The sequence below is a fragment of the Polaribacter sp. L3A8 genome (genome assembly GCF_009796785.1).
Lineage (GTDB): Bacteria > Bacteroidota > Bacteroidia > Flavobacteriales > Flavobacteriaceae > Polaribacter.
On sequence record NZ_CP047026.1, the window covers coordinates 74328 to 98200 of the forward strand.

Annotated in this window: 13 protein-coding genes; 10 read left to right on the plus strand and 3 right to left on the minus strand. The window is 31.2% G+C overall.

What is annotated here, in order from left to right; all coding sequences use genetic code 11:
• Window positions 1-16: 16 nt before the first annotated feature.
• The 3 genes from GQR92_RS00320 to GQR92_RS00330 are packed head-to-tail and all read right to left on the minus strand — an operon-like array spanning window position 17 to window position 5720.
• A complete protein-coding gene (locus GQR92_RS00320) occupies window positions 17-1156 on the minus strand; it encodes a SusE domain-containing protein (protein ID WP_158837253.1) in 1140 nt (379 codons plus the stop codon).
• Between the two features lie 18 nt (window positions 1157-1174).
• The gene (locus GQR92_RS00325; RefSeq protein ID WP_158837254.1) at window positions 1175-2788 is read right to left on the minus strand and encodes a RagB/SusD family nutrient uptake outer membrane protein; all 1614 of its coding nucleotides are present in this window, start codon (window positions 2786-2788) and stop codon (window positions 1175-1177) included.
• A 10-nt stretch (window positions 2789-2798) separates the two neighbouring features.
• On the minus strand, window positions 2799-5720 hold the full coding sequence (locus GQR92_RS00330; protein WP_158837255.1) for a SusC/RagA family TonB-linked outer membrane protein: 2922 nt from the start codon (window positions 5718-5720) through the stop codon (window positions 2799-2801).
• A gap of 199 nt (window positions 5721-5919) precedes the next feature.
• Here GQR92_RS00330 and GQR92_RS00335 point away from each other — a divergent pair, with 199 nt between their 5' ends.
• From GQR92_RS00335 to GQR92_RS00380, 10 genes are all read left to right on the plus strand, one after another.
• Window positions 5920-6942 (plus strand): LacI family DNA-binding transcriptional regulator, encoded by a 1023-nt coding sequence (locus GQR92_RS00335; RefSeq protein ID WP_158837256.1) that lies wholly within the window; start codon window positions 5920-5922, stop codon window positions 6940-6942.
• Window positions 6943-7086: 144 nt separating this feature from the next.
• Window positions 7087-8457, plus strand: a complete 1371-nt coding sequence (locus tag GQR92_RS00340) for an MFS transporter (protein WP_158837257.1) — start codon at window positions 7087-7089, stop codon at window positions 8455-8457.
• 77 nt (window positions 8458-8534) lie between these two features.
• Window positions 8535-9188, plus strand: coding sequence for a beta-phosphoglucomutase (pgmB, locus tag GQR92_RS00345; RefSeq protein WP_158837258.1), 654 nt, complete (start codon window positions 8535-8537; stop codon window positions 9186-9188).
• A gap of 149 nt (window positions 9189-9337) precedes the next feature.
• Window positions 9338-11632 (plus strand): glycoside hydrolase family 65 protein, encoded by a 2295-nt coding sequence (locus GQR92_RS00350; protein ID WP_158837259.1) that lies wholly within the window; start codon window positions 9338-9340, stop codon window positions 11630-11632.
• 80 nt (window positions 11633-11712) lie between these two features.
• Window positions 11713-13653 carry a glycoside hydrolase family 13 protein gene (locus GQR92_RS00355; RefSeq protein WP_158837260.1) on the plus strand — a complete coding sequence of 647 codons (1941 nt, stop codon included), beginning with the start codon at window positions 11713-11715 and terminating at the stop codon, window positions 13651-13653.
• A gap of 64 nt (window positions 13654-13717) precedes the next feature.
• Complete coding sequence (locus GQR92_RS00360) at window positions 13718-14686, plus strand: alpha/beta hydrolase (RefSeq protein WP_158837261.1); 969 nt, start codon at window positions 13718-13720, stop codon at window positions 14684-14686.
• Window positions 14687-14737: 51 nt separating this feature from the next.
• The gene (locus GQR92_RS00365; RefSeq protein WP_158837262.1) at window positions 14738-17164 is read left to right on the plus strand and encodes a TIM-barrel domain-containing protein; all 2427 of its coding nucleotides are present in this window, start codon (window positions 14738-14740) and stop codon (window positions 17162-17164) included.
• Between the two features lie 97 nt (window positions 17165-17261).
• Window positions 17262-19052: an alpha-amylase family glycosyl hydrolase gene (locus GQR92_RS00370; RefSeq protein WP_441339132.1), complete on the plus strand. Its 1791-nt coding sequence runs from the start codon at window positions 17262-17264 to the stop codon at window positions 19050-19052.
• Between the two features lie 113 nt (window positions 19053-19165).
• Entirely contained in the window at window positions 19166-20818 is a 1653-nt protein-coding gene (locus GQR92_RS00375) for an alpha-amylase family glycosyl hydrolase (protein WP_158837264.1), read from the plus strand.
• 97 nt (window positions 20819-20915) lie between these two features.
• Window positions 20916-23699, plus strand: a complete 2784-nt coding sequence (locus GQR92_RS00380) for a helix-turn-helix and ligand-binding sensor domain-containing protein (protein ID WP_158837265.1) — start codon at window positions 20916-20918, stop codon at window positions 23697-23699.
• The last annotated feature ends 174 nt before the right edge of the window (window positions 23700-23873 follow it).

Sequence of the window (23873 nt, forward strand, 5' to 3'; positions counted from 1 at the left end):
ATCTATTTTTAAGTTATTATAAATTTAAAGGCATTAAGATATAACGACCTGTTAAATCATTAAACCAAACATCATAATCATCTTCTACAATTACAGGTATTGCACCACCACCATCGGTTGCTACTCCAGAAAAAGAAGTTGAGCTTCCCCATTTAGCACTTGCACCTGTAACAAATTCTACTTCACCAGGAGTTAAATGAATTGCAGTTGCAAACCAAATATGACCATCAAAAACTAAAGGAGTCATGGCTACATTAGCTGTACTAGATCCTTGTATTTCTAATGATGTAGGGCTTACAATACCGTCAGCATTAAAAGGTTCTATAGAATATTTTTTAGAAGCAAAGTTTACTTTAAAGGTATAGTAACCATCAGTTTTTACACCAAATCTACCTGGATCAGAATCTTGTGTTGCAGGGTTTCCTGCAATGTCACCTTCAGCATCTATTGGATCTTCATTATCTGGGTAAGTTGTTCCCCATTGGTTAGACCATTCTCCTTTTGTTTCAATTAGTTTAAATCTTCCTTCACCATCATCTGCAGTTGCTTTTGCAAAATAACCAGTATAGTAAAACGTATTGCTATCTGTTTCATCTCTAAATAAAGCAGGGTTGTTACCTGTTGCAAAATTATCCCAACCTGGAGCTGTTGCATTACCTATTAAATAATAATCTTTAAAAGAGTAGTTAAAGTATGGATATACACTAAACTGAATTACATTAGAAGTAGCCGTTTCATTATTTTGAGTACCTAATGAGGCAACAATTCTAATATAAATATCTGACCAGTTAAAAGGATTTACACCTGCATTACCTGCAGCTGCATTTACCTCGTTTATAGATAATGTTGCAGAAGTTTTACCAGAAATTGTTGATGCAGTAACTGGTGCTGTAAAAGCATCATCTTTAGAAAACTGGATAGCATAGTTAACCGCAGCTTGTATACCGTAATCTGCTTCATCCCAATTTAAAGTTAATGCAGGGTTTGTAGTATTTACAGCATCTAATTCTAATTGAGTAAAATTTAATTCAGCTAAAATAGGTGCTGTTGGAGCTGATATCGTAAATGTATCAGAAGTGTCATCGCAAGATTGGAAAAATAAAAGTACTAGACCAATGATACTAACTGCTGAAAATCTTTTTATGTTTTTCATCATTTGTAATTTGTTTTTAAATTAATACCCAGTATTTTGAGTTAAATTTGGGTTAGAAGCTAAACTAGCTGTAGGTATAGGATATACTTTCATGTAAGAAGGTAAAGCAATACCGTTACTTCCATTTCCTTTCCATGCCCAATTGTAATTACCACCAGTAAACTTACCAAATCGAATTAAATCTTGTCTTCTGTGTGCTTCCCAGTGTAACTCTCTTGCTCTTTCATCTAAAATAAAATCTAGAGAAATATCTGCGGCAGTTAAGTTGTTTTGAGGGTTGTTAGCTCTAGTTCTTAGTGCATTAATATACGTTTCCATATCTGCATTAGAACCTCCTGACCCGCCTCTTAAATGTGCTTCTGCATACATTAAATATACATCTGCTAATCTAAACAAAGGGAAATCTGTGTCTACAAAAGTTTGGTTAGAACCAAAGGTTCCGGTAGAAGTTGCATTTGAGTATTTTTCTATAATATAACCTTGATCTTTATCTGAGATATCAGTAATGTCAATACTTCTTGTTCCAGAGATAATGGTGTTTCTAGTGTCTCCAGAAAAGATACCACCATCAAATAATTGAGCAAATTGTTTTCTTACTCTTAATGCGCCTCCCCATCCAGAAGCACCAACACCTAAAGGAATACCGTTTGCTTCTAAACTTCCTATTTCACCATTTACCATAACAGTTGTTGGTCCGTAGTTTTGTGTAATTAAACCATCAGCAATTAAAGGAAAAATAATTTCGTTGATTGCTGAATTGGTATTGTTATCAGCCATAAATAAATGAGCGTAATTGGTTGCTAAAGAAAACCCACCACCTATAATTTTTTTACTTTCGGTTAAGCATTCTGTATATTTTGCTTCACCAATATATACTTCTGCATTTAAATACATTTTAGCTAAAATCATCCACGCAACAGCTTTGTCTGCTCTACCATGTTGATTGGTTTTTGGAGCCATTAAATCGGCATCGATTGCTAATAATTCGCTTTCTATGAATGTAAATAATTCAGCTCTGTCTGCTTGTGGAGGATTAAAACCTGCTGTTGGGTCTGTTTCTACTACCATTGGGGCTTTACCATATAGATCCATTAAGTTATAATAAGACAAAGCTCTTAGTAAACGCGCTTCTGCTCTATAAGTAACAATGTTTTCTCTTGTTGCAGTAGAAACGTTTCTTGCATCTAATTTTGCTGCTGTTGTTTCTCTTAAAAAGTTATTTGCAAATGCAACTGTAACCATAGCTCTACTAAACATACCTAATATTACAGGGTTTTGAGCAGTCCAAATATTACGTTGTAGTTCTCTTGTGCCAGGGTCATTTTCATAAGACCAAATCATTTGATCTGCAGATAATGTTTGTAAGTATAATAATGTTCTACCATATTGACTAGTACCCGCGTCTAATCCTTTAATATTAGAACTTTCTGGACCATCAACACCTGTTAAAGATAAGTTTGCGTAAGTACCTGCTAAAACTTCTAAGTAAGCATTTTCATTTTCAAATAACGCATCACTTAAAACCGTTTGATCATCTTCGGGTACAATATTTAAATCTTTTGTACAAGAAGCAACTACTGATGTTAGTAAAATAACAACGAATAGATTTTTTATTGTTTTTATATATTTTTTCATCTTGTTTTTATTAGAATTTAATATTAGCACCCATTAAAAAGTTTCTAGATCTTGGATAAATTAAATTATCAATTCCTTCAAATACTTCTGGGTCTAAACCAGAGTAGTTTGTTAAAGTGAATACATTTTGTACACCAGCCCATAAACGAATACTGCTATATGAGAATTTTTTTATTGGGTTGTTAAAAGTATATCCTAAAGTAACATTGTCCATTCTTAAATAAGAAGCATTTTCTATATAGATGTCAGAATTTATAACATCAGAAGTTCTTAAGAAATCTGTATCTAATACCGTGGTAGGAATGTTACCTAAAACAGCGTTATCTAGTAATAATTCATATTGAGCTCTAGAAGAGTTTACGTTGTTGTAAACATAATTACCAAGGCTTGCTCTTAAATTAAAAGCGACATCGAAATTTTTGTAATTAAAATTAGATTGAAAACCTAAAGTAACATCAGCATTTGGATTTTCTTTTAAATATCTATCATCATCATTTATAATATTATCTCCATTTAAATCTGCGTAGGCTCCTTCAATAGGTTTACCTGCAGTATTGTATAATTGTTTGTAAACATAAAATGAATTAGGAGCAAAACCTTCTCTTAATAATTGAATCGTATTACCAGTTCCTCCAGCAATACCACCTGTTCTAACATCTTGGTTGTTTGCAAGTTCTGTTATTTTTCTGTCTAAATAGGTTGCGTTAAAGGTAAAGTTCCAATTATAGTCTTCACTTTTAAGGATGTCTCCGTTTAAAGTAAACTCTAAACCTTTAATTTGTAATTGACCAATATTTTGGATTGTACTGTTTCCAAAATTAGTACCATCTGCTAAAGCAGCATCAAATAATAAATCATCAGATGTTTTTTGAAAAGCACTTAAAGATCCACTAAACTTATTATCAAACAAACCATAGTCTACACCAAATTCAATAGTTGTTGTTTCTTCCCATTTTAAATCAGGATTTACAACCGAAGGAATGGTAGATTTTATAGAAGAGTTACCAAATAAATATCTTGAGGTTTCATTACCAAAACGGTATCTATCTAAATACAAATCATTAACACCAGGTATGTTTTGTTGCCCGGTTAAACCAACACTTGCTCTTAATTTTAAGCTAGATAATACTTTAGAATCTTTTAAGAAATCTTCATCACTTATATTCCAAGCTAATGCGGCACCACCAAAGTTACCCCATTGATTGTCTGAACTAAAACGAGAAGTACCATCTCTTCTAAAGTTTAAAGTAAGTAAATATTTTTCGTTGTATTTAAATTTAAGTCTACTAAAGAATCCTAAGTTAACAACATCTGGATCTGCAAATGTGGTAGGAATATTTTCTGGATTATTTCTGTTTCCAGAATTGGTACCAAAGTTTTCGAATCTCTGATAAGAATACCCACCAGTAAAATCTACATTTAATTGATTAAAACTTTTTGAATAGTTTAAATACGTATCAAATAATTTATTACCTCTTTCTTGGGTGTTAAAAGCATCATTACCAAAAAATAATGCGTTAGATTGAGCAGGAGCTAATTTTGATGTAATGTCGCTGTTTTCTGATGTAATCTTATCGAAACCAACATTTACAACCGCTCTTAAATCTGGTATAAAGTGAAACTTGTAATCGAAATTTAAGTTACCGTATTGTCTAAAAGCGTACCCTGTATTATTTCGTTGTAATAAAGAGGCAATAGGGTTGGTAGTTCCGTTTGCAATTTCTCCATTAGAAAAATGTTGATAAAAGCCACCAAACCTAGAAGAAGCATCGTAAACAGGTTGTGTAGGATCATAACGTAAAGCAGCACCAATTTGTCCTGAATCACCAAAACGACTATCTTCAAAAACTCTGTTATAGTTTAAGTTAATTTTTAAATGATCTTTAAATAAAGAAGGATTCATAGAAAGAGAAATTGTTTTTCTATCAAATTGAGACGTTAATAAGGCTCCTTCTTGGTTGGCAAAACCTATAGAAAGTCTTGTTGGTATTGCACCAAATATTTGTCCTTTTGCAGTAAGGTTGTATAAAGAAGACGTTGTAGAACGTAATACTTCATCTTGCCAATCTGTATTTGCATTCCCTAAAGTACTCACATCGCCTGGTCTTTTTGCAGTAATTAAACTTCTATAATCATTTGCCGAAAAAACATTTACTCTATCTAATACTTCACCAAAAGTATATTGCATATCAAAATCTAATGTAAAATCTTTTCTACCTTTTTTAGTAGTAATAATAATAACACCATTAGAAGCTCTAGAACCATAAATAGCAGTTGCAGATGCATCTTTTAAAACAGAAAATGATTCAATGTCATTTGGGTTAATGTTTGCTAATAAACCACGAGAACCAGAAATACTAGCATCACTGTTTTCTATAGGCAAACCATCTATAATAATTAAAGGACTGTTAGAAGCACCAATAGAAGATCCTCCACGAATAGTAATTTGAGATCCAGAACCAGGAGCACCACTTGTAGTAACATTTACCCCAGAAACTCTACCACTTAATAAATTTTCTGGTGTTACAATGTTTCCTTTTGTGAAATCTTTAGCTGTAATAGACTCTACAGAACCAGTTGCATCTTTAACGGTAGTTGTACCATAACCTACCACAACAATCTCATCTAAAGATTCGGCAGATTCTGATAACTCAACAATAAGGTTAAAATCTGTACTAATTGTAACTTCTTTATCTGCAAATCCTAAATATCTAAACACAAGTACACTTCCCGTTTGTACCTTATCAATAGCAAAGTTTCCATCAAAATCGGTTTGTGTACCTCTTGTAGTACCTTTTAATACTACACTAACACCTGGCAAAGGACTGCCCGATGTTTTTTCTTTTACAACACCTTTAACTGTTTGTTGTGCAAACATGCTAAATGATGATGTTAAAAGAATTCCAATTAACAATAATTTAAATTTTTTCATGTATATTTTGTTAAATTATAACTGTAAATTTGACTTGTCGACAACAATAAATTTACATTCCACTTTGTAAAGATAGCATCTTGTCTATCGATTTTAGTATGATAAAAATCACGAAAACGTTTTCGTGTTAACAACTTTTTGAGTATTTTTATTAATAAATTAACAGATAATCGAATTAAATTTTGTCATTTCGCAATAAATGAAGAAAAAAATTACCATAAAAACAATCGCTAAAGAATTAGGCGTTTCTACCTCTACAGTTTCAAAGGCTTTAAAGGATAGTCATGAAATTAGTAAAGAAACCAAAGAAAAAATTCAAGCGTTTGCAGATTATTATAATTACAAACCTAATAGTTTAGCGCTTCAACTTCGGAATCAGAAGACCAAAGTAATTGGTGTTATTTTACCTAAAATAGTGCATCATTTTTTCTCTACAGTTATTATGGGGATTGAAGAAGGAGCTATTGCAAAAGGCTATCATATTATGGTTTGTTTCTCTAATGAATCTTATAAAAAAGAAGTAGAAACTTTAAAAGTTTTATCAAACGGAAGTGTAGATGGTTTAATTGTTTCGATAGCTAATGAAACCCTTGAAAATAAAGACTTTAATCACTTTACAGCATTGGTGGCAGAAGAAATTCCGTTAGTATTATTTGATAGAGTTGTAGACGAAATTTTATGTGATAAAGTGGTTGTAGATGATGTTGGAGCTGGTTATAAGGCAACCAAACATTTACTAGAAAATGGACGAAAAAGAATTGCTTTAATTACAACACCAAAACATGTTAATGTAGGTACTTTAAGAAGGCAAGGTTATGAGAAAGCTTTAATTGAAGCTTATATTAAAACAGATCCTAATTTAATTATAGAAATTGATGAAGAAGGCAATATCTGTAATCAAATAGAAAAAATATTTGAACAAGATATAGATGGTGTTTTTGCCGTAAATGAAATTTATGCAGCAAAAGCAATGAAATTAGCAAAAGAAAGAGGTTTTCGAGTGCCAGAAGACCTTTCTATTATTGGCTTTACAGACGGTTTAATTTCTAGATATTCATCACCATCTATTACAACAGTTGCACAACATGGTTTTACAATGGGAAAACAAGCAGTTGAACTTTTAATTGAACGAATTGAAAAAGAATCTGAAGTGTATAAACCTAAAAAAATTGTGATTTCTAGTGATTTAAAACTACGAGAATCTACGAAAACGTCGTCGTAGATAGTTTCGTTGCTTTTACTTGTTTTTCAATAAAAAATCTATCTTTGTGTCATAATTACGATTTATCAATAAATTACATTCCACAAAATTTATTAATTGATAAGTGTAAACGCTTATTGTAATATCCACTAATAGCATAGATAAATGGAAAAGCGTAAATTAAGCTTCTGGCAAATCTGGAACATGAGTTTTGGATTTCTAGGAATACAATTCGGATTCGCCCTACAAGGTGGATTTATGTCAAGAATTTTTCAAACTTTAGGAGCAGACACGGAAGAAATTCCGATGCTTTGGATTGCAGCGCCTTTAACAGGTTTACTTGTACAACCAATAATTGGTTATATGAGTGATAAAACTTGGAGTGTAAAATGGGGTAGAAGAAAACCTTACTTTTTAATAGGAGCAATTTTAAGCTCTTTAGCATTATTTGTTGTGCCTCATTCTCCTGTATTATGGGTTGCCGCTGGGTTATTATGGGTTTTAGATGCATCTATAAATGTTTCTATGGAGCCATTTAGAGCTTTAGTAGCAGACAAATTACCAGAATCTCAGCGATCTTATGGCTTTGTTGTACAAACCTTAATTATAGGTATTGGAACTTGGATTGCAAGTAACTTACCTTGGATGGTTTCTCAATTAGGTGTTAGTAATGAAGCTGCATCTGGCGTAGTACCAATGTCTGTAAAAGTTGCTTTTGCCATTGGAGCCTTGGTTTTTATGGCGAGTATTCTGTATACCGTTTTTACAACGGATGAATATCCACCAGAAGACATGGAAGCTTTTGAAAAAGAAAAGAAAGAAAAAAATAATTTTATTCCTGATATTTTAAACAATATTGGAAGCATGCCAACTACGATGAAAAAATTGGGAGTCATTCAATTTTTCTCTTGGTTTGCCTTTTTTACCATGTGGTCTATGGCAAACCCTGCTTTAACAGAGCATGTGTTTCATACACCAGCACCTGTAGAAGCTGCATTTAATATGGCAGACACGGTACAAGCAGAAGCATTTAAAATAGCCAACACAAAGTTTCAAGAATCGTCAAATTCAGTAGGTTCTGCTATGGGTATTTATGGGCTGTCATCAATGGTATTTGCGTTATTATTAACCTTATACACTTCAAAAAGAAACATCAACAGAAAATATGTACACATGTTTTCTTTAATAATAGGAGGAGCAGGTTTTTTATCAATGACTTATGCATCTCCAGAAAGTTTAAAATACTGTTTTGTATTAATTGGTTTTGCTTGGGGTAGTATTTTATCTATGCCTTATGCTATGTTATCTAGTTCTGTAGATCCAAAGAAAATGGGTGTAATTATGGGAATCTTTAACATGTTTATTGTAATGCCACAAATTATTGCAGCATTAGGTGGTATCAATTATGTGTCTAATTTATTAGGTGAAGATGCTATAAATGCGATGACAGTTGCAGGTATTAGTTTAATAATTGCAGGGTTGTGTAATTTGTTAATTACCAATAAAAATGCCATTAGTTATCAAGAAGAAGTTTAAAAATAAAAGAACATATATAAATTAAATTAGTTGGTTTTAAGACTGATTTTATTTCAAAAAAAACAAATTAAAAGTAGATGGAAAAAGGATTTATATTCGATTTGGATGGTGTTATTGTAGACACTGCAAAATATCATTATTTAGCTTGGAAAAAATTAGCGAATCACTTAGGATTCGAGTTTACCAAAGAACAAAACGAATTATTTAAAGGCGTTAGTAGAAAACGTTGTTTAGAAATTTTATTAGAAATAGGGAATAGAGAAGCTACACAAGAAGAGTTTGATACTTGGATGGTAGAAAAAAATGTAGACTATTTAAAGTATATAGAAAATATGGATGCATCAGAGATTTTGCCTGATGTACCTAAAATATTAGCCTTTTTAAAGGAGAAAAACATTCCTATTGCTTTAGGTTCTGCTAGTAAAAATGCACAACCTATTTTAGAAAAAGTTGGTTTATTACATTATTTTGATACCATTGTAGATGGAAATAATGTAACCAAAGCAAAACCAGATCCAGAGGTTTTTCTACTTGCGGCAAAACAATTGGGAGTAAATGCAAGTGATTGTGTAGTTTTTGAAGATGCTGTTGCGGGTGTAGAAGCTGCAAATGCTGCAAAAATGATAAGTATAGGTATTGGTGATAAAAAAATACTTTCTGAAGCACAATTTAACTACAACGATTTTACAGAAATCAGTACCGGTTTTATACAAGAGTTAATTAATAGATAATTAAGACAAAAGAAACAAGAGAATAGAAAAAAGAGCCCAGAAATTAGAAGGGTTTCTGAAGTTCTTTCTCTTAAAAAAAACATATTAGAACGTGATAAATTTGACTGTTGCAGTTTGAAATTTATTTTCTAACATCTTAAAAATACAAAATGAATCAAGATTACATCATACCAAACGAATGGTCTATCATAGAAGAAGGCTTTAATTCAGATAAAGTAAAATCATCAGAAAGTCTTTTTAGCATTGGTAATGGTGCCATGGGACAAAGAGCAAATTTTGAAGAACAATATAGCGGAGAAACTTTTCAAGGAAGTTATATTGCAGGGGTTTATTATCCAGATAAAACACGTGTTGGATGGTGGAAAAACGGATATCCAGAGTATTTTGCAAAAGTGTTGAATGCGCCAAACTGGATTGGTATTAACGTGCTAATCAATGATGAAAAATTAGATTTACATACGTGTAAAGAAGTTTCAGAATTTAAAAGAGAACTTAACATGAAAGAAGGTTGGTTGTCTAGAAGTTTTGAAGCTGTTTTACAAAACGGAATCAAAATTAAAGTAGATACCAAACGTTTTTTAAGTTTAGAGTTAGATGAAATTGGAGCTATCAAATACAACGTAACTCCTTTAAATTCGGATGCTAAAATTACTTATATTCCTTATATAGATGCTGGTATTACTAATGAAGATACCAATTGGGATGACCAGTTTTGGGATGTTTTAGAGGTTTCTAAAAACGACAAACAATCTTATATTCAGTCTAGAACCATGAAAACGCACTTTTATACGTGTACTTTTATGGAATCTCGTTTGTTTGTAAATAATGTAGAGGTTGCTGCAGAGAGTAAGAATGAGCAAACAGAAAATATTATTTCTTACGTTTACGAACAAGAAATAAAACAAAACCAAACCTATACCATTCATAAATTTGGTGGTTATGTGGTAGATAGAGATCATGAAAAAGACCAATTAGTTACAGCTGCAAAAAAGGCTTTAGACAAAGCGGTAAGTATTGGTTTTGATGCCTTGTTAGAAATGCAAAAGCAATCTTGGGCACAAATATGGAACATGTCTGACATTACCATAGAGGGCGATGTAAAAGCACAACAAGGAATTCGTTTTAATATTTTTCAACTAAACCAAACCTATTTAGGTACCGATGCTACGTTAAATATTGGGCCAAAAGGGTTTACTGGAGAAAAATATGGAGGAAGTACGTATTGGGATACAGAAGCGTATTGTATTCCTTTTTACATGGCAACCAAAGATCAATCTGTAGCAAGAACGTTGTTGGAATACAGATATAAACATTTAGACAAAGCAATAGAAAATGCGGCTAAACTTGGTTTTACAAACGGAGCAGCATTATACCCAATGGTAACTATGAATGGTGAAGAATGCCATAACGAATGGGAAATTACCTTTGAAGAAATTCATAGAAACGGAGCCATCTCTTTTGCGATTTTTAACTATTACCGCTTTACGGATGATTATTCTTACATTCCAGAAAAAGGATTGGAAGTTTTAATAGGTATTGCTCGTTTTTGGCAACAAAGAGCTACTTTTTCTTCGGATAAAAATAAATTTATGATTTTGGGTGTAACCGGTCCGAATGAATATGAGAACAACATCAACAATAATTTTTATACCAATTACATTGCAAAATGGTGTATCAATTATGCGTTAGAAAATATAGAAATTGTAAAAACAGCACATGTAGCTGATTATAACAGAATCAAAGAAAAAGTAAATTTCTCTTATGATGAATTAACGAAATGGAAAAACGTTGCAGATAATATGTATTTTCCTTTTTCAGAAAAACACAATGTATATTTACAACAAGATGGTTTTTTAGATAAAGAATTAATTACCGTTGCAAATTTAGATAAGAGTCAAAGACCGATCAATCAGAAATGGAGTTGGGACAGAATTTTACGTTCGCCATACATAAAACAAGCAGATACTTTACAAGGTTTTTACATGTTTGAAAATGATTTTTCTACGGAAGAGTTAGAGCGTCATTTCGATTTTTACGAGCCATTTACAGTGCATGAAAGTTCGCTTTCTCCTTGTGTACACAGTATACAAGCTGCAAAGTTAGACAGAATGGAACAAGCATATACTTTTTATTTACGTACATCTCGTTTAGATTTAGACGATTACAATCACGAAGTAGAAGAAGGGTTGCATATTACCTCTATGGCAGGTACTTGGATGAGTATTGTAGAAGGTTTTGGAGGAATGAGAGTGCAAAATAATACACTTTCTTTTGCTCCAAAAATTCCTAAAGAATGGAACTCTTATTCATTTAAAGTAAACTTTAGACATACAATGATTACTGTAAATGTTTCACAAAAAGGAACTGAATTTGAAGTTGATGGTACAAGTATTATCAGTCTTTTAGTAAATGGAGAACAAATAACAGTATCGCCAAAGAAGTAAAATTCCAATCGAGAAGATTTTTTTAAATACCTACAAGGCCTACAAAAATCTTGTAGGTATAAAAAACAACATCAAAAAAAATGAAAAGCCTACCATTAATTATTGTTATCGTACTTTTGTTTTCATGCGAAAAAAAAGAACCAAATAAGATGGAAGTTTTGAATGAAGAGACAGGGATAATGAATGAAGTTGAAAGAGTTGAACCTCCAAATTGGTTTATTGGTTTTAAAAATACTTCGTTACAATTATTGGTAAAAGAAAACAATATTGGTGCTGCTATTCCATCAATTTCTTATGCCGGAGTTACTATAGAAAAAGTAAACAAAGCAAAAAGCAATAATTATTTATTTATCGATTTAAATATTGATGCTGCTACAAAACCAGGAAAATTCAATATAACTTTTACATTTGATGATGGGGCAATAAAAACGCATACCTATCAATTAAAGTCAAGAGAAAAGACTTCGGATGAATATGTTGGGTTTAATAGTACAGATGCTATTTATTTAATTACTCCAGATCGTTTTGCAAATGGAGATGAAACGAATGACATTGTTGTAGGCTTAAAAGAAGCTACCATAGATAGAGTAGATAATTATAAACGTCATGGTGGTGATTTACAGGGAATTATGAACCATATAGATTATATAGCAGATTTAGGTTTTACTGCCGTTTGGCCAACTCCTGTTTTGTTAAATGATATGGAAGAAAGTTCTTATCATGGTTATGCAATTACAGATTATTATCAAGTAGACCCACGTTTTGGAACACTTGAGGACTATAAAAAATTAGCCGATGAATTACGTAAAAAGAACATGAAATTAATCATGGATCAAGTTGCAAATCATTGTGGAATAGGGCATTGGTGGATGAAGGATCTTCCGTTTGATGATTGGTTAAATAATCAAAAAAACTATGAAGACAATATAGACAATTGGGCCAGTGAAACCTCTATTGGATCTAATCATAGAAGAACTACAAATCAAGATTTGTACGCATCACAAGTAGATCGAAAAGGAAATAATGAAGGGTGGTTTTCTCCCAAAATGCCAGATTTAAATCAACGAAATCCGTTTTTAGCAGCCTACATTATTCAGAATAGTATTTGGTGGTTAGAAACATTGGGTTTAGGAGGTATTAGACAAGATACATATCCATATCCTGATAAAACATTTATGAGTAATTGGGCAGGTAGCATTATGAATGAATATCCTAATTTTTCTATTGTTGGAGAAGAATGGAGTTACAATCCGTTAATTGTTGGTTATTGGCAAAAAGGCGCAAATAATAAAGATGGTTACGAGTCTAACTTAAAATCTCCGATGGATTTTCCGATGCAAAAAGCAATTGTAGAAGGTCTTAATGAAGAAGAGGAATGGGATAAAGGTTTGATAAAACTGTATGAAGGTTTAGCGAATGATTTTCATTATACAACTCCAAAAGATATTTTAATTTTTGTAGACAATCATGATAAAACGAGAATGTTTACAGAGTTGTGGGAAGATATTAGAAAAGCTAAAATGGCATTGAGCTATATATTGGTTTTACCTAGAACTCCGCAAGTCTATTACGGTACAGAAATTTTAATGAATGATTCTGCAAATCCTGGAGATCATGGTTTAATTAGATCTGATTTTCCTGGTGGATGGAAAGATGATGCCACAAATGCCTTTACAGGAGAAGGTTTAAATGAATACCAAAAAGACATGCAATCTTTTGTTGCTAAGGTATTAAACTATCGCAAACATAGTGCTGCAATTCATGATGGTAAAACCCTACATTTTGCTCCTTTTAATGGTACTTATTTCTTGTTTAGAATAAAAGATGATGAAACTGTAGTGCTTATTATCAATAAAAATGAACAACCAATTACACTCGATTTAAAACGATATGAAGAAGTCGGTTTATCAGGAAAAAATCTTAAAAATATTATAACCGGAGAAGATTTTATTTGGAATGATGAAATTCATTTAACGGAAAAAGGTAGTATTATTTTAACTACAAAAATAAATAACTTATAGAAAGAAGTCTTTTTTTTAGTTGAGTTGTCAAGCTTTTTTTCTCACGGTATTTAAAATATAAATCATGAAAAAATATATAGTTTTGTTATTAATTTTTTTAATAGTTGCTTGTAAGTCAGAAACAAAGAATACGGATAAGAAAGAGGAGGACACTTTAAAAATCACCTCTAAAGTATTAGAAAAGGCGGTTTTATCATCAGGACAATTAATAAGAGTAGCTGCTTTTCCTTCTAAAAATATTACCCCAAGACCTGTGGATGTTTGGTTGCCAGAAAACTATTCAGCAGCAAAAAAATATGCCGTTCTATATATGCATGATGGTCAGAATTTATTTGATGCCACAACAACATGGAACAAACAAGAATGGATGGTAGATGAGGTTGCTTCAAAATTAATGAAACAAGGAATTACTAAAGATTTTATTGTAGTGGGCATTCATAACATACCAGCGATTCGCTGGTTAGATTTATTTCCAGAAAAAGCCATGAGTTTTTTATCGAAAGAAGATAAAAATATAATGATTGAAGAGGCTAAGAAGAATAATTTGACGATCAATTTAACGGGAGATAAATATTTAAAATTTTTAGTAGAAGAGTTAAAACCTTATATCGATAAAACATATTCGGTTTATAGAGACAAAGAAAATACGTTTGTGGCAGGTTCATCTATGGGCGGTTTAATGTCTATGTATGCAGTGGCAGAATATCCAGATGTATTTGCAGGTGCCGCTTGTTTATCTACCCATTGGGTTGGCGCAGTGCCAAAGGAAAACAACCCTTTGCCTAAAGCTATTTTTAAGTATTTAGAAGCGCATTTACCAGATGCAAAAACGCATAAAATGTATTTTGATTATGGTAATAAAACGTTAGATCAATTTTATGGAAAATATGCATCAAAAGTAGATTCAATTTTTACAAACGGTAGCTATACCGAAGCAAATTTTAAAAACTTATTTTTTGAAGGGAGCGATCATTCTGAATTGTCTTGGCAAAAAAGAGTGGATATTCCTCTTACTTTTTTATTAAAAAAATAAACTATGTACTTTTAAAGTAAATGTACCAGAATGAATTAAAAGCAAAAACAGATGAAAACATATATTATTCTTTTTTTATTACTTTTTATAACAGCTTTTGCTTTTACTCAAAATTCGAAAAGAGGTTTTAAGAAAGCAACATTTAAAGACTGTAATTTTTTACATGTAGAGGTAACAGACGGATCTTATAGAATTCAGTTTTACAATTCTAAAATAGTAGAAACCTCTTTTATACCTAAAGGAGAAACTTTTGTAGCCAACTCTCATGCAGTTGTTTTAAAACCAACTGATGTGCATGCTAGATTTAGGGAGTCATCAACTTTTGTTAATTTTTCTACAAAAGGAGTCTCGGTAAAAATTCAGAAAAAGCCTTTTAAGATATCTTATTTCTATAAGGATAAGGAAATTACATCAGAAAAAACAGGATATATAAAATCCAAACATCAACCAATGGAATTGGTTAAAGGTAATATTGTTGCAGCCGAAACAGAAAAAATAGAATTCAATTTAACTTCAGACGAAATTCTATATGGAGCAGGGTCAAGAGCGTTGGGTATGAATAGAAGAGGCAATAGATTGCCATTGTATAATAGAGCGCAGTATGGTTATGAAACGCACGCAGAATTAATGAATTTTACATTACCCATTGTAATTTCATCAAAAAAATACATGCTTCATTTTGATAATGCACCTATTGGTTATTTAGATTTAGACAGCAAAAAAGACAATACTTTAACCTATGAAACTATTTCCGGACGTAAAACGTACCAAGTTGTAGTAGGGGATTCTTGGATGGATTTGGTAGAAAATTACACCGATTTAACAGGGAAACAACCTTTGCCTGCTCGTTGGACTTTAGGTAACTTTTCGAGTAGATTTGGGTATCATTCTCAAAGAGAAACAGAAGCAACAATAGATAAGTTTCAAGAAGAAAATATACCTGTAGATGCTGTTATTTTAGACTTGTATTGGTTTGGAAAAACATTACAAGGCACCATGGGGAATTTAGAAGTTTACAAAGATTCTTTTCCGGATATGAAAGCAATGATTACTCGCTTAAAAAACAAAGGAGTAAAGACGGTTTTAATTACAGAACCTTTTATTTTATCAAATTCTAAAAAATGGAAAGAAACAGTTAAAAAAGATGTTTTAGCAAAAGATTCTCTAGGAAATCCTGCTAAATATGATTTCTATTTTGGCAATACAGGGATTGTAGATATTTATAAAAAGGAAGGAAAAGAGTGGTTTTGGAATATTTATAAAGAAATTATAAATTTAGGAGCAAAAGGACTTTGGGGCGATTTAGGAGAACCGGAAGTATTGCCTTCTTGGGTGAATTTTAGCGATAAAAAAGCAGATGAAATTCATAATATTTATGGGCATGATTGGGCACGTTTAATTTTTGAAGGCTATCAAAAAGAATTTCCAAAAGAAAGACCGTTTATTTTAATGCGCGCAGGATCTTCTGGTTCGCAGCGATTTGGAATGATTCCTTGGTCTGGAGATGTAAACAGAACTTGGGGAGGATTGCAATCTCAACCAGAAATTGCTTTACAAATGGGCATGCAAGGTTTAGGGTATATGCACTCTGATTTAGGCGGATTTGCAGGAGATAATTTAGATGATAATTTATACACACGTTGGTTACAATACGGTGTTTTTCAGCCAATTTTTAGACCTCACGCACAAGAAGGTGTGGCAAGTGAACCTGTTTTTAGAAGTAACAGCGCTAAAAGAATGGCTAAAGAAGCTATTGAATTACGTTATAAATTATTACCCTATAATTACAATGTAGCTTTCGAAAACAATCAAAAAGGAACTCCTTTAATGCGTCCTATTTTCTTTGAAGAAGATGATCTAAAATTGATGACAAATTCAACCACCTATTTATGGGGAAAGGATTTTTTAATAACACCAATTTTAAAAGATTCTGTAAAAGTCAAAGAAATTTATTTTCCTAAAACGGCAAATTGGTTCAATTTTTATTCGGATGAAAAAGTAACTGGAGGACAAACTAAAAGTGTACAAGTTGATGAAAATTCGATTCCGACTTATGTACGTGGAGGCGCATTTATTGCAATGACAAAATTAGTGCAAACAACAGATGCTTATGACGGAAATAATTTAGAACTACATTATTATTACGATGCTGCTGTGAAAGAGAGTGAAAGAGAATTTTACAATGATAATGGTTTGCTATCGAATGCTTTTGAAAAAGAGGAATTTGAAGTTTTAGAATTTGAAGCAGAAATTACCAAACGTTGTTTAGAAATTGAAATGGAAGCAGAATTTGGAAAGAACTGGAAGCCACAGCAAAAAGAAATATTGCTGGTTATTCATAATGTAAATTGGAAGCCAACTAAAATAAAAGTAGATGGAAAAAGAAAACAAAATTCAATCTTAGAAAATAATGTTTTAAAAATTCCAGTAAACTGGAATCCAACAGAAGAAATAAAAATAAAAATTTCATTAAAATAAGGAATCGGTTATGAGAAAAATATACAGCGTTTTATCCGTATTAATTTTATCAACAGTAATTGGTTGTTCAAAAGAAAAAATATCAAAAAATAAAATAATGAGTACAAATCCACAGAAAAAAACAGTTGTTTATCAGGTTTTTACACGTTTATTTGGTAATACAAATACTACCAACAAACCATGGGGAACTATAGAGGAAAACGGTGTAGGTAAATTCAACGACTTTACAGAAAAAGCATTGTCTGAAATTAAAGATTTAGGGGTTACTCACATTTGGTATACAGGGGTTCCGCATCATGATGTAATTAAAGATTACACAGAATTTGGCATTTCTAATGACGATCCAGATATTGTAAAAGGTAGAGCAGGTTCTCCGTATGCAGTAAAGGATTATTACAATGTAAATCCGGATTTGGCTGTAAATGTAGCCAATAGATTAGAAGAGTTTGAGGCCTTAATAGCACGTTCTCACAAAGCGGGATTAAAAGTAATTATTGATATTGTACCCAACCACGTTGCCAGAAATTACCAAAGTTTATCAAACCCTGAAGGAACAAAAGATTTTGGTGCAGATGATGACAAAACAGTGGTGTATGATGTAAATAATAATTTTTATTATGTGCCAAATGAAGCATTTCAAGTACCCGATTTCTTAAATAGTTATTTGCCTTTAGGCGGAGAAAAAAATCCTTTATCAGATCATAAATTTGTTGAAAACCCTGCAAAATGGACTGGAAATGGATCGCGCGCTGCAAAACCTCATTTTAATGATTGGTACGAAACTGTAAAAGTAAATTATGGAGTTTCTCCAGAAGGAAGAAAAGATTTTGATGAATTGCCACAAGGTTTTGAAAACGAAGATTACAAAAAACATTTTGCTTTTTGGCAAGATAAAAAAATACCAAGTTCTTGGATAAAATTTAGAGATATTGCTTTGTATTGGACTGCAAAAGGTGTTGATGGTTTTAGATATGACATGGCAGAAATGGTACCTGTAGAGTTTTGGAGTTTTATGAATTCTTCTATAAAAATGAAAAATTCTGATGCTTATTTATTAGCAGAGGTCTACAATCCAAATGAATATAGAAATTACATCAGAAAAGGGAAAATGGATTATTTGTATGACAAAGTTCAATTATATGATACTATTAAACATATAATGCAAGGTCATGGTATTACAGATCATATTCCGGGAATACAAGAAGATTTAAAAGATATAGAGCACAATATGTTGCACTTTTTAGAAAACCACGATGAACAAAGAATTGCGAGTCCGGAGTTTGCAGGTGATGCTTTAAAAGCAAAACCAGCAATGGTAGTTTCTACTACAATTTCTACTTCGCCAACAATGGTTTATTTCGGACAAGAATTTGGCGAACCAGGTGCAGAAAATGCAGGTTTTGGTAGCGCATCTAGAACTTCTATTTTCGATTACATCGGTGTACCAACTTTACAACGTTGGGTAAATAACAAAAAATTTGATGGTGGTCAATCTACAGATGCAGAAAAATCATTAAGAGATTTCTACAAACGTTTATTAAACTTTACCATTACAAGCGATGCTTTGATGGGAGAATACCAAGACATTCATCATTTTAATCGTCAGCATACAGAATGGTATAATGAAAGAGTACTATCTTTTGTTCGTTGGAGTGGTGATGAAAAATTAATAATCGTTTCTAATTTTAATGCTCAGGACACCTATGGTTTTGAGTTAGGTTTGCCTGAGGACATTATTAAAAAATGGAACTTAAAAGATGGCGAATATCAACTAGAAGACCAATTGTATAAAGAGTATTCATCAACTTTAAAAGTAGAAAATGGTGAAGCTAGGGTTAGAGTAGATGTAAAACCTTTAGAGTCTTTTATATTGAAAATTAAAAAATAACATTTATATATCCTGCAAGATTTTCGAAACCTTGTAGGTTTATAAGATTAATAAATAAACACCTTATAAGGTATAAAAGACCTTGTAGGAGAAATTTAAATGGAACAATACTCATGAAAAAAATACTCTTCATATTCATAATTGCAACTATTTTTAGTTGTAAAGAAAATTCATCAACAGAAAAAGTAGTAGCACAAACTTTACAAAAAGAGTTTGTTTGGGAAGGCGCTAATATTTATTTTTTGTTGACAGATCGTTTTAATAACGGAGATACAAGCAATGATATCAATTTTGATAGAACTAAAGAAACCGGAAAATTACGTGGTTTTGAAGGTGGAGATATTAAAGGGATTACGCAAAAAATAAAAGACGGGTATTTTACCAAATTAGGAATAAATGCCATTTGGATGACGCCAATTGTAGAGCAAATTCATGGAGGAACTGATGAAGGGACAGGTTTGTCTTATGGTTTTCATGGATATTGGGCAAAAGATTGGACAAAAATTGATCCTAATTTTGGAACAAAAGAAGATTTAAAAGAATTGGTTGCCCTCGCACATAAAAACGGAATTCGTGTTTTATTAGATGCAGTAATCAATCACACAGGGCCTGTTACAGAGAAAGATCCGGTTTGGCCTTCAGATTGGGTAAGAACGAGTCCGCAATGTTCTTATGATAGTTATGAACATACTGTTTCTTGTACGTTGGTTAAAAATTTACCAGACATTAAAACTGAAAGTAATGATAATGTTGCATTGCCGCCACAGTTAATAGAAAAATGGAAAGCAGAAGGATGTTATGAGCAAGAGATGGAAGAGTTAAATGCCTTTTTTACAAGAACAGGGCACCCTAGAGCGCCACGTTTTTATATTATGAAATGGTTAACAGATTATATTACAGAATTTGGAATTGATGGCTACCGAGTAGATACTGTAAAGCATACAGAAGAATTTGTGTGGCAAGAATTTAAGCAAGAATGCGATGCTGCTTTTGCTACTTACAAAAAGAATAATCCTGAAAAAGTTTTAGATAATAGCCAGTTTTATTTAGTGGGTGAGGTATATAATTATACAATTTCTGATGGAAAAGCATTTCATTTGGGTGAAAAAAAGGTAAATTATTTTGACAAAGCTTTTAATAGTTTAATCAATTTTGAATTGAAATGGAATGTCAAACAAATGGCAGAAGCAGCTGTTTTTCAAAAATATGATTCCATACTTCAAAACAATTTAAAAGGATATAGTGTTTTAAATTATATGACGTCTCATGATGATGGGCAACCTTTTGATAAGGAACGAAAAATGCCTTATAAAACGGCAACCATGTTGTTATTAACTCCAGGTACTTCGCAAGTCTATTATGGAGATGAATCTGCAAGAGATTTAACCATAGAAGGTACTGTTGGTGATGCCACTTTGCGTTCTTTTATGAATTGGAACGCTATAGAAAACGAAAAAGAAACTCAGAATATTTTAACTCATTGGCAAAAATTAGGGCAGTTTAGAGCAAACCATACTGCAGTTGGAGCAGGAAAGCATCAATTAATTTCAGAAGAAAATGGTCTGGTTTTTTCAAGAGTACGAAATAAAGATAAAATTATTGCGGGTCTTGATTTACCAATAGGAGATAAAGTAATTACTGTTTCATCTATATTTAATGATGGTGAAATAGTGAATGATTTTTATTCTAATCAAACGGTAGTAGTTAAAGAAGGAAAAGTAAGTGTAAATTCAAGTTTTGATGTTGTTTTGTTAGAAAAGCAATAAGATTAATTACCTATACAAAAACCATACAGGTACTTGTTTTATTCTAAGTTTTATAATATTTAGTGTAACTTAGTAACCAAACATTGCCTAATCAAACATGTATAGAACTTTATCTTTCTTAATTCTTCTTTTTGTTTCTTCTATAAGTTACGCACAGGAGTTACCGCCAATAAAAATATTTACACCAGAAAATTACAAAGCTCAGAACCAAAATTGGGGAATAGCACAATCTGAAGACGATTTAATTTACGTAGCCAATAATGGAGGTCTTTTAGAATATAATGGAGAGCATTGGCAATTGTATACACATTATTCTAATCCGATTTTAAGATCATTAAAAATTAAAGGAAAAGTTATTTATACGGGTTCTTTTATGGATTTTGGTTTTTGGGAGAAAAATGAAAAAGGTCAGTTAAAATATAGTTCTTTAGTAGTAGATTTTAAAATAAAACTAAAAGAAGGAGAAGAGTTTTGGAAGGTTGATTTTTATCAAGATTGGATACTTTTTCAATCTAAAACAAGAATTTATTTTGTAAATAAAATCACCAAAGAAGTTAAAATAATAGATTCTAATGAAACTATTTCAGGGCTTTTTGTAATAAATAATACTATTTTTTTTCAAAAAAAGAACATTGGTGTATTTACACTAGAAAATGGAGAAGAAAAGATGTTTTCTGGTGTTGATTTTTTTAAAAATAATAAAATTATTAATTGTTTTTATCAAAATAAAGAACTTGTTTTTTTATCCGAAGAAAATGGTTTTGCTACCGTAAAAGAACATAATGTTGTTCTACGAACTTCAGATTTAAATAAAGGGAAGTTTTCTGTTTTTAGTGCAATTCAGCTAAAAGACGATAGTTTTGTATTGGGAACAATTTCTAATGGAATTATTTTTTTAAACTCTAAAGGAGAGATTACGTCTACCATTAATAGAAAAAATGGATTAAGTAATAATACAGCTCTTTCCTTGTTTCAGGATAAAACAGATAATATTTGGATTGGTTTAGATAACGGAATTAATTGTATAAATATATCTTCTGCTTTTAAAATTTTTGAAGATGAAGATGGTGCTTTAGGTACAGTTTATAGTTCTTTCTTTTTTGATAATGAGCTTTATTTAGGAACAAATCAAGGTTTGTTTTTTAAAGATAAAGATTTAAAATATAAAATTATAAAAGGTACAGAAGGGCAAGTGTGGTTTCTGAAAGAAATTGACGGAATCCTTTTTTGTGGACATGATAAAGGAACCTTTATCATAAAAGATAAAAAAGTTATAAATATTATTGCAGAGCAACTTGGTACTTGGAATATTAAAAAGGTGCCAAATAATACGGATATTTTAATTCAAGGTACTTATCAAGGTTTATCTATTCTAGAAAAGAAAAACGGAGTATGGAGGTTTAGAAATAAAATTGATGGTTTTAATATTTCTAGCAGATTTTATGAGTTTTATAAAGATAAACTGTATGTAAATCATGAATTAAAGGGGTTCTATGAGTTAAAAATAGACGAAAATTACTCTAAGGTTCTTCATCAAAAGAAAGTTAATATTCCTGAAGAAGGATATGGATCTAATGTTTTTACTTTTAGTAATAATTTGTTTTACGCTTCTTCTAAAGGGATTTTTAAAAAACTACCTAATGGTAATTTTAGTAAAGATACACTGTTTACAAATGTTTTAAATAATATTGAGAACATAACAACTATAAGGAAGTTACCAGAAAAAAAGAACACTTTTTACAGTTTTTCTAATAATAATATTCTTTTTATAACTTCTAATAGTGTTAGTTTAAAACCACAGGTAAAACGGATTCCTATTGCTGGGGCTATCAGGAATAATGTGTTGGGGTTTGAGAATCTAACACAAATTAGTGAAAACAATTATTTAATAGGTACTTCTCATGGTTATTTATTATTAAATGATGCTATTGAAAAAAGCGAACAAGAGGTCGCTATTTCTCTTCAATATGTTCTTGTACATAAAATTGATGGAATAAAAACCAATCTTTCATTAGAAGGTGAAATTGAATTAGAAAACAAACAAAATAATATTGATTTTTCATATAGTATTTCTAAGTATGATAAAATTATTAAAAATGAATACCAATACCAACTAAAAGGTTTGTCTAGTACTTGGTCTGCTTGGTCAGAGAATTCATCACAACTTTTTGAAAATTTACCTTATGGAGATTATGTCTTTAATGTTAAGGGAAAATATGGAAACCAGGTAACCAAAATGGAATCTTTTTCCTTTTCTATAGAACGACCTTATTATTTGAGTAACTTATTTTTCGTTTTTTATACGTTATCTGTGGTTTTTATTATTGTAATGATAAATATATATTACAGAAGAAGGTACAAACGAAAAAACAAAATTTTATTAGAGAAAGCTCAGAAAGAATTAAAATTAAAGGAGTTAGAAAATTCTCAGATAATAATGAAATTGAATAATGAAAAATTAAGAGTAGATATAGATAGTAAAAGTAGGGAATTGGCTAGTTCTACAATGAATATTATAAAGAAAAACGATTTCTTAAACACTATTAAAACCGAATTGATAAACGGAGATAGTAAAAACATTTTAAAAGTAATTAAGATTATTGATAAGAATTTAAATAATTCTGATGATTGGAAAATGTTTCAAGAAGCATTTAATAATGCTGATAAGAACTTTCTTAAAAAAGTAAAAGATAAGCATGTAAATTTAACACCTAATGATTTAAGACTTTGTGCTTACCTAAGGTTAAATTTATCATCTAAAGAAATTGCTCCATTATTAAACATATCTCCAAGAAGTGTAGAGGTTAAAAGGTATCGATTAAGAAAAAAAATGGACTTACCACACGACTCTAATTTAACCAACTACATCTTAGAAATTTAACGACCAAACACGGTTGTTTTTTACCTATACATTACCACAACAAGGTTAATATCTCTTCTTTATAGGGTAATTTTTAACATGTTTCTAAAACCTTGTGTTTATTAGGGATTTACTGTATTTATTATGTTTTTTTTACGATGTATGTTTTTTGTTGTGGTGGTTTTTGTCAATTAA